At 61.3% G+C, this 11,692-nt stretch carries 8 protein-coding genes, 1 tRNA gene and 1 pseudogene; 5 read left to right on the top strand and 5 right to left on the bottom strand.

All coding sequences use genetic code 11. The annotated features are described in order from the left end of the window. From VIM98_RS08225 to VIM98_RS08215, 3 genes are all read right to left on the bottom strand, one after another. Nucleotides 1-479: TonB-dependent receptor plug domain-containing protein (locus VIM98_RS08225; protein ID WP_331992608.1), on the bottom strand; the 479-nt coding region annotated here is incomplete at its 3' end. Nucleotides 480-723: 244 nt separating this feature from the next. Further along, nucleotides 724-1,530 carry a helix-turn-helix transcriptional regulator gene (locus tag VIM98_RS08220; RefSeq protein WP_331992607.1) on the bottom strand — a complete coding sequence of 269 codons (807 nt, stop codon included), beginning with the start codon at nucleotides 1,528-1,530 and terminating at the stop codon, nucleotides 724-726. A gap of 150 nt (nucleotides 1,531-1,680) precedes the next feature. Further along, nucleotides 1,681-2,049: a nuclear transport factor 2 family protein gene (locus tag VIM98_RS08215; RefSeq protein ID WP_331992606.1), complete on the bottom strand. Its 369-nt coding sequence runs from the start codon at nucleotides 2,047-2,049 to the stop codon at nucleotides 1,681-1,683. 148 nt (nucleotides 2,050-2,197) lie between these two features. Between VIM98_RS08215 and VIM98_RS08210 the strand changes: the two genes are divergently transcribed. From VIM98_RS08210 to VIM98_RS08200, 3 genes and pseudogenes are all read left to right on the top strand, one after another. Next, nucleotides 2,198-2,653: a RidA family protein gene (locus VIM98_RS08210; RefSeq protein WP_331992605.1), complete on the top strand. Its 456-nt coding sequence runs from the start codon at nucleotides 2,198-2,200 to the stop codon at nucleotides 2,651-2,653. Between the two features lie 71 nt (nucleotides 2,654-2,724). Further along, nucleotides 2,725-5,577, top strand: coding sequence for a glycoside hydrolase family 38 C-terminal domain-containing protein (locus tag VIM98_RS08205; protein WP_331992604.1), 2,853 nt, complete (start codon nucleotides 2,725-2,727; stop codon nucleotides 5,575-5,577). 107 nt (nucleotides 5,578-5,684) lie between these two features. Beyond that, nucleotides 5,685-6,145: pseudogene (locus VIM98_RS08200) on the top strand (carbonic anhydrase family protein). Nucleotides 6,146-6,319: 174 nt separating this feature from the next. Here the strand turns inward: VIM98_RS08200 and VIM98_RS08195 are convergent. Then, nucleotides 6,320-6,396: transfer RNA gene (locus VIM98_RS08195), tRNA-Pro, on the bottom strand. 166 nt (nucleotides 6,397-6,562) lie between these two features. Between VIM98_RS08195 and hisS the strand changes: the two genes are divergently transcribed. Continuing rightward, nucleotides 6,563-7,948 carry a histidine--tRNA ligase gene (hisS, locus tag VIM98_RS08190; RefSeq protein ID WP_331992603.1) on the top strand — a complete coding sequence of 462 codons (1,386 nt, stop codon included), beginning with the start codon at nucleotides 6,563-6,565 and terminating at the stop codon, nucleotides 7,946-7,948. Between the two features lie 51 nt (nucleotides 7,949-7,999). Next, complete coding sequence (locus tag VIM98_RS08185; RefSeq protein ID WP_331992602.1) at nucleotides 8,000-9,889, top strand: HAL/PAL/TAL family ammonia-lyase; 1,890 nt, start codon at nucleotides 8,000-8,002, stop codon at nucleotides 9,887-9,889. A gap of 161 nt (nucleotides 9,890-10,050) precedes the next feature. Here the strand turns inward: VIM98_RS08185 and VIM98_RS08180 are convergent. Continuing rightward, on the bottom strand, nucleotides 10,051-11,692 hold a 1,642-nt coding region (locus tag VIM98_RS08180; protein ID WP_331992601.1), incomplete at its 5' end, for an efflux RND transporter permease subunit.

Below are 11,692 nucleotides of genomic sequence, written 5' to 3'. Positions count from 1 at the left end.
GAAGAGGGGGCATAGTGGACAATGTCGATCGTGCCACCGGGCGGGCCGCTGCCGAACAAGGCCGAGCCGGGACCTTCGAGAATTTCGACGCGTTCCACGCCATTGAGCGAGTGCGACAGCCCGCTCAACTGATCGCCATCGGAAAAGCCGTCGCTGTAAACCTGCGCGTTCAAGCCGCGAATCAGGAAATGGTCGTAATAACCCTTCGAGTCCTGACCACCGGTATTGACGCCGCTGGCGTTGTACACCGCATCGCGCAGCATGGTCGCACCTTGTTCGGACAGCAGCGCGCGGGGAATGACTTGCACGCTGGCGGGCAGGTCTTCGAGTTTGGTATCGGTCTTGCCCAAGGCGACTTTCTGTTTCGGCCCATTGGCGCGATTGCTTTGGCTATAGCCCGTTGGGGCTGCAGCTTGCACGATAACCGGAGTGAGGTCGGTTGCCTGCTGGGCGCGCAGGCCGCTCCAGGGGCTACTCATGATCAGAAGCGCCGTTGCGCTCAACGGCCAATGTCCCTTTTTTATCGGCCTGGGAGGGACGAAAGAATTTGCATGCGCCTGGGCGCCGTTGTGCGACATGGTTTTTCCCTGAATCGAACGAGCCAATACGCAAGCTAATACGAATGAGAATGACTTTTATTTATCTTGCGGTGCGCGTAAGTGCCGGTTCGAGAGGATCCGGTTCAACCCCGAGGGAAAAATTTTTCCGTGTGCTGGAACATCGCTAAGAGCTGCCCCATTTCCGCAGATAGGCAGCAGTCTCTTCATTGGCCGGTACGAACGCTTCCAGCGCCAGTTCGGCCAGCGTGATATCCATGGGCGTACCGAACACGGTGGTCGTGCTCCATAGCGAGAGCACGCGATCGCCGACATCGAGCAACAGCGGTACAGCCAGATCGTTGCGGGACGCTATGACCGCGACGTCCCCATAAACCGGGCAGGACAGTTGTTCCAGCTCGCGCAATAGTTCGATCAGAGCGATGTCATGACAGGCGGCGATCTGTTGCCGCAGGCGTTCGAGCAAGTGGTCGCGCCATTGTGCGAGATTGCGGATGCGCGGTGCGAGGCCGGTGGGATGCAGGCTAAGGCGCAGCACATTGATCGGCGATTGCAGCAATTCCGCAGGAACACCGGCCATCAAGCGTTGAGCCGATGCATTGGCGGTCAGTAGTTGCCAATGCCGGTTCACGGCGAGCATGGGATAGGGCTCGAAACCTCGTAACAGCGTATCGATGGTTTGGCGCACGGCATCGAAGCGGGGGCTATCCATACCGTGCTCCCGATAGGCGGGCGCAAAGCCGGCCGCGACGAGCAGTGCCTTACGTTCGCGCAGTGGCACATCGAGGTACTGGCATAGGCGCAGGATCATCTCGCGGCTCGGTTGTGCGCGGCCGGATTCGACGAAGCTCAGATGGCGCGTGGAAACCTCGGCTTCGGCGGCCAGTGCGAGCTGGCTCATACGGCGATGGCGGCGCCATTCGCGCAGCAAGTCGCCGACAGGGCGACGGATATCGGTGATCGCGGTTTTCATGGGCTCGATGGTAGGCGGTGCTTTGTCGCCAGCGCATGTGTCGGGGCGATGCGATGGGCTTTTGCTTCGCAGGTTCCGCTCTCCCCCATCCCTTCCCCGGCAAAGCCAAGGGAAGGACGGGGTGAAGGGCGCCTACGAAGCGTCCACGCATCATGGCATTGCGGGCACCCTGTCCAAAAATCCATACACCTCACGTATGCGCCCGTCTTCCACCGTGGCTACGTCAAACCCGATCACCAGCGGCTCTTGCGAGCCCGGTGCCGTCAGATGCCACGTGAAACGCATCGTATCGTGGTGCGCATCGACCGCGCCGCCAAGGCTGAAGCGATGGCCGGGAAACATGCCTTGCACAGCGGCGATCGTCGCATCGATCGCTTCCCAGCCTTTGGATTGCACCATCGGATCGACGTACGCGATGCGCTCGGCATACACATTCTCGATCAGCATGCGGCGGCGTAATGGGTCGGTTTCGTTCCAACTGGCGATATAGCGCTCGGCGAGTTGTTCGTTGTGACTCATGGGGACTCTCCTTCGTGGTTGGTGTGCAGCCAGTGTGGAGTCCGTTGTAGAGTCAGGCGATTACCTGCGAGGTAATGGAATGCCGACGACTTACTTGTGCGGAGCTTCATGCTAGTTTTTAAAGCCCCCCAACTATCGAGGAGCTTTCATGCATCGACGCAGTTTGTTTCTGCTTTTGAGCGCTTTCCTGCCAGCTTTCCTCCAGGCGCAGGAGCGAAGCTTTATCAACCCTCCCGATCTATCGAAGCCGCACGGCTACAGCCACGTGGTGGCGGTTCCGGCAGGGGGTAAGACACTGTACGTGTCCGGCCAGATGGCGCTGGACAAGGACGGCAATCTGGTAGGCAAGGGCGATTTCCAGGCCCAAGCCGAGCAGGTGTTTGCCAATCTCGACAAGGCGCTCAAGGCGTCCGGTGCTTCTTTCAAGGATGTCGTCCGGCTGGATATCTATATGACCGATGCCACCAAGACGCCCGAGTTGCGTATTGTGCGCGACAAGTACATCGATACCGCCCATCCGCCTGCCAGCACCCTGGTGGAGGTCAAACGGCTCGTGCGGGACGACGTGCTTTTGGAGGTGGATGTGACGGCGGTCGTGCCATGATCGATTTGGATCGATCTATCTAAGCTTTTTCGATACTCTCCCTAAAGTCATGGCGCGCGGGGAGTGTCGAGGTGAATCGCAGAGAGTTGCTCAAGGCGTTCGGGATCACGGCAGGCTGGGCGGTCCTCGGGGGAAGCCTCGATCTGCGGGCGGCCGCCGCGCCTGCGCCATTGGCAATGCCGATCCGCGGCCTGGTGGAACAGCACGGGACTCTGTTGCAACCGATCCGCATCGCGCCGCCGCCGACGATGGTTGGCCAAGTGGTCACGACCGTGCTAGACGGTGTCAAGCTGGACGAGCGGCGCTTTGACGCCAGCATGTCCTCGTTCGATGTCTTTGTTCCGGCGGTCGAATCCAAGAAGAAGGCACATGTGGTACTCAGGGCGGAGGAAACCGAAGCGGCAATAGACGTCGAACTGCTGCCGGTACGGCGCATGCGTATCTACGTCTTGCCGCATTCGCACCATGACCTCGGCTATACCGATATCCAGGCGCATATCGAAGACAAGCAGGTTCAGAACATCTACCGCGGCATCGAGCTGGCCAGGAAGACTGCCACGTATCCCGATGGCGCACGCTTTGTGTGGAACCTGGAGGTGCTATGGGGTGCCGATCTTTTCATGCGGCGCGGTTCACCGGCTGACCGCACATTACTGATCGAAGCAGTGCAACGCGGTTGGGTGGCGCTGAACGGTTCGTATGCGAACGAATTGACCGGATTATGCGGTGCCGAAGAACTGATGGAGTTGTTCCGCTATGGCGTGGAGCTTGGCCGGCAATGCAAGCGTCCCATCGATGCCGCCATGTTCAGCGACGTGCCTGGCTACACCTGGGGTACCGTCTCGGCGATGGCGCAGGCCGGTGTCCGCTATTTCTCGGCGGCCCCCAATTCGTTCGACCGCATCGGACGCTTCATGGCGGCCTGGCAGGATCGTCCCTTCTGGTGGGTTTCGCCCTCGGGCACCGACAGAGTGCTGTTCTGGGTGCCGTGGCATGGCTATGCGTTATCGCATGGTATCGACGAGCCGAGCGAAGCCTGGGTGGGTACCTACCAGGCGCGCATGGACGAGGTGGATTTTCCTTACGACATTTCCTATGTGCGCTGGTCGGGGCATGGCGACAACGCCGAACCGGATCCAGGCATCTGCGAGTTTGTGCGTGCATGGAACGAAACCTATGCGTGGCCCAAGTTCACGATCGCTTCGGTCAGCACGGCATTTGCCGACTTCGAGCGTGAGTACGGATCGCAGCTGCCATCGCGGCAAGGCGATCTGACACCGTATTGGGAAGACGGCGCGGGCTCTTCCGCCAAAGAGAGTGCACAGAATCGCGCCGCGTCCCAACGCTTGGTACAGGCTGGCACACTCGCTGCGATGGCTCGACACCCAAAGGATGCGGCTTTCGACGAAGCCTGGAGGAACGTGTTGCTGTACTCGGAGCACACCTGGGGCGCCGACGAAAGCGTGGTGCGACCGGATAGCCCGATGACCCAGACGCAATGGGCCGTGAAACGCGCTTTCGCACAAGCCGCCGAACGACAGTCGCTGGCCTTGGCGAACGCCGGTATGACCGCATTGACCGTGGCCGATGCCCAAGCGTTTGCAGTGGCGAATACCTCATCCTGGGATCGCAGCGAGATTGTCAGGCTGGCGGCGGATCTGTCGCGTGCTGGCGATCGGGTCATTGACGCGCAGGGACAGCCGCTACCTTCGCAGCGGCTTTCGACCGGCGAATTGGCTGTGCAGGTCGACGTTCCTGCGCTTGCGGTGGCGGGCTTCACGATCGAGTCCGGCAAGCCCGTGCCGCCGTCGGTGCCCGTGCGATGGCGCGGCCATGTGCTCGATAACGGCATCTTGAAGGTGCATGTCGACTCGTACAGCGGCGACATCGACGGGCTTTATCTGCATGGCGACGACCACAATCTTGTCGATCGTCGCGGCGGTCACGCGCTCAACCGTTTTCTGTTCCTGGCCGGCGACGATGCGGCGGCCTTGCAATCGAGCGCTGCGCCACACATCGTAGAAGAAGAGCGCGGCCCCCTGCTCGCGACGTTACGCATCGAATCGTCTGCACCCGGATGTCGCAGTCTGGTGCGCCGAGTGACGTTGTGTGCAGGGCAGGACCGTTTGCTGCTCGAGAACTGCGTCGACAAGCTGCGCGCGCCTTTCGAACACAAGGCCGATGGCAAGCTCGCCGTAGCTAAGGAGAGCCTGCAATTCGCCTTCCCATTTGCTGTCGAGGAGGGCCGGATGGCGTTGGGTGTGCCGTTCGGGCAGGTACGTCCCGAGCATGACCAGCTGCCGGGCTCCTGCAAGAACTGGTTACCGGTGCATGCGTTCGTCGACATCGCCAACACGGCTCGTGGCGTCACCTGCGTCATGCTGGACGCGCCCTTGGTGGAAGTGGGCGCGATCACGGCGACCAAGCTCAATTCGCAAACCAACCCGGACGTCTGGATCCGTAACCTGCCACCTTCGCAAACCTTCTATTCCTGGGTCATGAACAACCATTGGGGCACCAACTATCGTGCCTTTCAGGAAGGGCCCGTGACTTTCCGCTATGCCGTTCGCCCTTATCGCGCAGCCGAGCCCGGAGCGCAGCAACGGTTTGGCCAGGAGCAGTTACGACCGCTGCTGGTATCCGGCGGTAAGCCGCAAGCTTCGCTCGGCGATGCGCTGCTGCGCGTGCAACCGGCGCAGGTCGTGATCGAGTCGCTTGCGCCCAGTCGCGATGGCAAGGCCTGGATGCTGCGCCTATTCAACGCCTCGGCGGAGCCGGTCCAGGCTCGGTTGAACTGGAGAGGCCATGTGACGATGGGTGCCGTACACCTGAGCAACTTGACCGAGGATGCAATCGCCCCAAGCGCTGAAGGTATGCCGATGGCTGCCTGGGAAGTACTGACATTACGGGTGTCGCTGACCTGAAGAATGGTTCGGCTGAGGTTATTGAGACTCGTCCGATATCGAGATGGAAAGAAGTAGGGCTTGAAGCCGAAGCCGTCAGATGGTTCGGCGAGTTTCGCATCGCTATCATGGTCGTCGGTTGCATTGACTCGCGCACGCCGGCTGAGATCATTTTCGATGCGGCTATCGGCGATACCTTCAATGCTCGCATCGTCGGTAATGTTGCCGATGACGATTTGCTCGGCAGCATGGAGTTTGCGTGTGCCGTTGCCGGAGCCAAGGTCATCCTGGTGATGGCCACACCGCGTGCGGTGCCGTCAAAGGTGCCATCGACGACGCCAGGCTGGGGCATCTGACGGGCCTGCTCGACAAGATCAAGCCGGCAGTGAAAGACACGACATTCGACGGCGAGCGCAGCAGCAAGAACATGGCCTACGTCGATGCCGTGGCGGCAACGAGCGTACGGCAGACCGTAAACGTTATCCGGCAGCAAAGCGACGTGCTTGCGGGGCTGGAGAAGAGTGGCAAGATCAAGATCGTGGCCTCGATGTACCACTTTTCGGGTGGCATCGTAGAGTTCTATCGCTGACGTCGATTTCGCGAAGCGGCTCGGAGCGCCGGCGCTGACGAGGCGGGGGGTTGGTTCCACCCTGTGCGGATTCATCTTCCTTTGAGAGATACGGGCCCTTTATGGGCCGGAAAAGAAGAAGGCCCTGGAAGCACGCGGTGAAGCGGATTCCAGGGCCTTGACTACTTCGAATTTTGGTCGGGGTGACATGATTCGAACATGCGACTTCTACGTCCCGAACGTAGCGCTCTACCAGGCTGAGCTACACCCCGCGGGAGCCGCATATCTTATCGGCGCTGCGTGACCTTGGCAACAGGCGGCCTGGCGGTTTTTTCGCGACGGTTGCCGGAAAGGCTTGGAGGCGGTCTTCTGGTAATCTAAAGGGCTGCGCCAAACCCCGTTGTGGCGTGCTTTTTCTACGTAAATCCAGAGGATTCCATGGCGCTTACCCCGGCCCGTACCATGCCTGGCGTGCTTGAGCTGTTGCCGCTCGACCAGATCGCCTTCCAGCGCATGCTGGACACGATCCGCCGCAACTACGAGCGCTTCGGCTTCCTGCCCATCGAGACGCCGGTGATCGAGTTTTCCGACGTGCTGCTGACCAAGACCGGCGGCGAGACCGAGCGGCAGGTGTATTTTGTCCAGTCGACCGGCGCGCTGAATTCGGAGAAAGGCGAAGAGGGCAAGCCGGAACTCGCCCTGCGCTTCGATTTGACCGTGCCTTTGGCCCGCTATGTGGCCGAGCACGAGCATGACTTGTCGTTTCCGTTCCGCCGCTACCAGATGCAGCGCGTGTACCGCGGCGAGCGAGCCCAGCGTGGCCGTTTTCGCGAGTTCTACCAATGCGATATCGACGTGATCGGCAAGGACACCCTGTCGGTGCGCTACGACGCCGAAATCCCGGCGGTGATCTACAGCGTGTTCCGCGAGCTGAACATCGGGGCCTTCACCATCCAGCTGAACAACCGCAAGCTGATGCGCGGATTCTTCGAAAGCCTGGGCGTGGCCGACGGCGAGCAGCAGACGCTGGTGCTGCGTGAGGTGGACAAGCTCGACAAGCGCGGTGCGGATTATGTCCGCGATACCTTGATCGGACCCCAGTTTGGCCTGAGTGCCGACGTGGCCGACAAGATCCTGAATTTCGTGCAGGTTCGCTCGACCTCGCTGCAAGATGCGTTCGATAAGCTCGACGCGCTCGGTCCGGGGCCGGAGGCGATGGAGCAGGGCCGGATGGAACTGAAGGAAGTACTCGGCCTGATCCGCGATTTCGGTGTGCCGGAGTCGCATTTCGTGCTTAACCTGTCGATCGCGCGCGGTCTGGACTACTACACCGGAACCGTATATGAGACCACACTCAACGATCACCCGCAGATCGGCTCGATCTGCTCGGGCGGTCGATACGAGAATCTGGCCGGTCAGTACACCAAATCCCATTTGCCCGGTGTAGGCATTTCGATCGGCTTGACGCGCCTGTATTGGCAATTGCGCGACGCCGGCCTGATCGGCACGGCACAGAGCACCGTGGATGTGCTGGTGACGCAGATGGATCCGGCTCAGTTGCCGGCGTACCTGGCCATCGCCGGCGAATTGCGCGGTGCGGGCATTGCGACGGAAGTCGTGCTGGAGGGCGGCAAGCTCGGCAAGCAGTTCAAGTATGCCGACCGTGCGGGTATCCGTTTTGTCATCGTGCTCGGCGAGGACGAGATCGCCAACGACGTGGTCACGGTGAAGGACTTGCGCCGCGAAGACCAGTTCCAGGTGCCGCGCGCCGAACTTATCAAGACGTTGCGCGTCGAACTGGCGCAGGCGGCGATCCAGTCCTGAGTATGCTTGGGGGAGCCCGGGCACGAACAAACAACAAAACGCGGTGCAGGCATGACGGCAAAGACGGTTCTTCTCGACGGCAACAGCTTGACGCGCGATCAGCTCGTGGCAGTAGCGCGCCACGGTTTGAGCGTGGCGCTCGATCAGGCGCAACTGCGGCAGGTACAGCGGGCAGCGGATTTTCTTGCCGATAAAGTGAGTTGCGGTGAACCGACCTATGGTGTCACCACCGGTTTTGGCAGCAATGCCGACAAGTTGCTCGGTGCGCATCGCCTGCGCGACGAGCTGCCGGGCGGTCACCCGGATAACCCGGACGGCACGCTGCTGGAGGAGTTGCAGCACAATCTCATCATCACCCATGCGGTATGCGTGGGTAAGCCGATGGCCGCCGACGTCGTACGCGCCATGCTGGTCATTCGCATCAATACCCTCATGCGCGGCCATTCCGGCATTCGCGTCCAGACGCTCGAAGCGCTTGCCGCACTGCTCAATAGCGGCGTGGTGCCGGTGGTGCCCGAGAAGGGCTCGGTCGGTGCCAGCGGTGACCTGGCACCTTTGTCGCATCTGGCGATCGTATTGCTTGGCGGTGGCGAAGCCTTTTACCAGGGCAAGCGCATGGCCGGCGCCGAGGCACTGAAGCTGGCTGGCCTGGAACCCATCCGATTGTCCTTCAAGGAAGGCCTGGCGCTCAATAACGGTACGGCGCAGATGCTGGCGATGGCGGCATTGACGCTGCACTCGCTCGAGTATCTGCTGGACCTTGCCGATCTTGCCGCGGCGACCACGCTCGACGCTTTCGCTGGCCGCAGCGGTGCGCTACGGCCGGAAGTCCACGCCCTGCGTCCGCATCCGGGCCAAGTGGACACCGCAGCTCACGTGCGTGAATTGTTGGCCGGCTCAACTCTCGTCGATATTCCCTATCACCTGGTGCCGCGTTTCAAGCCGTGGACGGCAGAAGCCTGGTCGGAACCAGAAGACCTGGCGCTGACATTCGATATCGGCTGGGATTGGGTGCCGGCCAACCAGCGCCATGGTCGAGAAGCCTTCTACGCCCGTTTCCTGCCATTCAAGGGCGGCAAGAAGCATCAGCCGCAGGATGCCTATTGCCTGCGCTGCATGCCGCAGGTGCACGGCGCGGTACGCGATGCCTGGGCGCAGGCGTGCCGCGTGATCGATATCGAACTCAATGCGGTCACCGATAACCCGCTGATCTTCCCGGATGCGGAGAACCCTCGCTTTATCGAGGATCAGGTGATTTCGGCCGGGCATTTCCACGGCATGCCGCTGGCGTTGGCGATGAGCTACGTCAAGGCGGCCATTCCGGTGCTCGCTTCGATTTCAGAGCGCCGGCTCAACAAGCTGGTGGACCCGGCGACCAACGATGGCCTGCCGGCGTTCCTCACCGGTAACGAAGACGGTACCGATTCGGGCTTCATGATCGTGCAGTACACCGCGGCGGCCCTGGTCAACGATCTGGCCACGCGCGCGCATCCTGCCAGCGTGTATTCGGTGCCGACCAGCGCAAACGCCGAGGATCATGTTTCGATGGGCGCGAACGAGGCGCGGCATGTGCTGGACATGATCGACGATCTCGGGCATGTACTGGCATTGGAGCTATATACCGCTGCGCAAGCGTTGGATTTCCGTCAGACCATGCTCAATGCCGCCAGTCGCGTGGCGGCGCGCGGCGACTGGAAGACGATTGCCGGCAAGATTGCCAATGCCCCGCGCGAGGACCATCCGCACTATGCGCAGTTCGTCGAAGAAGTGAAACAACTGACAGCCGCGTTAGCCGAAGTCGGCGATTTCCACGCTGGCGAGGCCGTGCGCGAGGCTCATGCGATGCTTCGTCGGCAGGTTGGATTCATGGCGCGCGATCGCGCGATGGATGCGGATGTGCGGACGGTCTGCGAGTTGGTTCGGGAGCGGGCGTTCGGGTAGTCGGAACTATTTAGGGAGTGATTGAAGGGAAGTGAGGAAATAGAGAAAGCCTCCGCGGTTAGCGCCGTACTTTTGCCCTTACTCATTCCTCACTTCTCTCCACATACCTCTCAAAAGCAAAGGGCGCCCTAGGCGCCCTTTGCTTTTCTTACCCGGTTCCATCAAGTCCCGCGATGCGGATCCGAATCGAACGGCTGCGGATGATCGTCGCCGTGATGCGGCAGCTTGTTGGAAGGCTCATCGAGCTTGTCGCCCAGCAGACGACGTACGCTGACGTAGAACACCGGGATCAACAGCAGGCCCAGGAACGTAGCGAACAGCATGCCGCCGATCACGCCCGTACCGATCGAGTGGCGGGAGTTGGCACCGGCGCCGGTGGAGACCGCCAGTGGGAACACGCCCAGGATGAAGGCCATCGAGGTCATCAGGATCGGTCGCAGTCGCAGGCGGGAAGCTGTGACCACCGCGTCGAACAACGATTTGCCTTGCAACTGTTGCTCCACGGCGAATTCCACGATCAGGATCGCGTTCTTCGCCGCCAGGCCGATCACCGTGATCATGCCGATCTTGAAGTACATATCGTTCGGCAGGCCGCGCAGCATGGAGAAGACCACCGTGCCCAGCAGGCCGAGCGGCACCACCAGCAACACGGCGACCGGAATCGACCAGCTTTCGTACAGCGCAGCCAGGCAGAGGAACACGATGACGATCGACAGCACCATCAGCAACGTGGCCGAGTTGCCCGCCAGGATTTCCTGGTAGGACTGGCCGGTCCAGTCGGAACCGAAGCCTTTGGGCAGGTCGTTATCCACGATGTTCTGCAGCGCGGCCATGGCCTGGCCGGTGGAGTACCCCTTGCCTTCGCTGGCGACGATTTCCACCGCGGCATAGCCGTTGTAGCGAGTCAGCGCCGGCGAACCCGTGCTCCAGTCGGATTTCACCACGCTGGAGATCGGGATCATGTTGTAGGGATTGGTCGCCGACGTGCTGCTGCTACTGGCCAGCGAACTGGGCGTGAACACGTGCTGCAACGCGTCCGGGCCCATGCGGTAAGGCTGGTCGGCCTGGATGTAGACGCGCTTCACGCGACCGCCGTAGACGAAGTCGTTGACGTAGATCGGCGCCAGGGTGAGCTGGATCGCGGTGTAGACATCGCTGACCGACAAGCCCATCGATTGGGCCTGCACGCGGTCCACCTTGATATCCCACAGCGGCGCGTCGGGCAGGGAGTTCGGGCGTGTGCCCAGCAACGCCGGATTGCCTTGGGATTTGCCCAGCACCATGCCCATGGCCTGCATCAACTCACCGTGCGACTGGCCTGCGCGAGCCTGCAGGTACATGTCGATGCCGCCGAACTGGCTGAGGCCGCGGATGGTAGGCAGGTTTACCACGAAGATCTGCGCGTCACGGATGCCGTGCAGTACACCGTTGGCCTGCATGATCAGCTCGTCGGCGGTGATCTTGCGTTCGCTCCAGTCCTTGAGCTTGATGAAGGCCATGCCCGCACTTTCGCTCTGGCCGATGAAGCTGAAGCCGCTGATCTGGTAGATGCCGACGATGTCGTCGTTCAACGGGCTGTTCTTGAACCGCTCGCGCATCTCGGCCATGACCGCCTCGGTGCGCTTGAGGGTCGCGCCCGGCGGGAGGTTGACGATCGCCAGTGCGAAGCCTTGGTCTTCGCTGGGCACGAAGCTGGTCGGCAGCTTGGTGTACAGGAAGCCGGCCAGCACCGCCACCAGGGCGAACACGATCATCCAGCGCGGCGCATGGCGCGTGGCACTGCCGATGTGGCCGCTGTAGGTG

This window comes from Dyella sp. (assembly GCF_036568765.1).
In the GTDB taxonomy this organism is placed as follows: Bacteria; Pseudomonadota; Gammaproteobacteria; order Xanthomonadales; family Rhodanobacteraceae; genus GSA-30.
This window is presented reverse-complemented; position numbering and strand designations above follow the sequence as displayed.

What these genes read in the sequence shown, in the direction of transcription:
- VIM98_RS08220 (WP_331992607.1), bottom strand. Translation starts at nt 1,530, where the DNA reads ATGAAAACCGCGATCACCGATATCCGTCGCCCTGTCGGCGACTTGCTG.
- VIM98_RS08215 (WP_331992606.1), bottom strand. Translation starts at nt 2,049, where the DNA reads ATGAGTCACAACGAACAACTCGCCGAGCGCTATATCGCCAGTTGGAAC.
- VIM98_RS08210 (WP_331992605.1), top strand. Translation starts at nt 2,198, where the DNA reads ATGCATCGACGCAGTTTGTTTCTGCTTTTGAGCGCTTTCCTGCCAGCT.
- hisS (WP_331992603.1), top strand. Translation starts at nt 6,563, where the DNA reads ATGGCGCTTACCCCGGCCCGTACCATGCCTGGCGTGCTTGAGCTGTTG.
- VIM98_RS08185 (WP_331992602.1), top strand. Translation starts at nt 8,000, where the DNA reads ATGACGGCAAAGACGGTTCTTCTCGACGGCAACAGCTTGACGCGCGAT.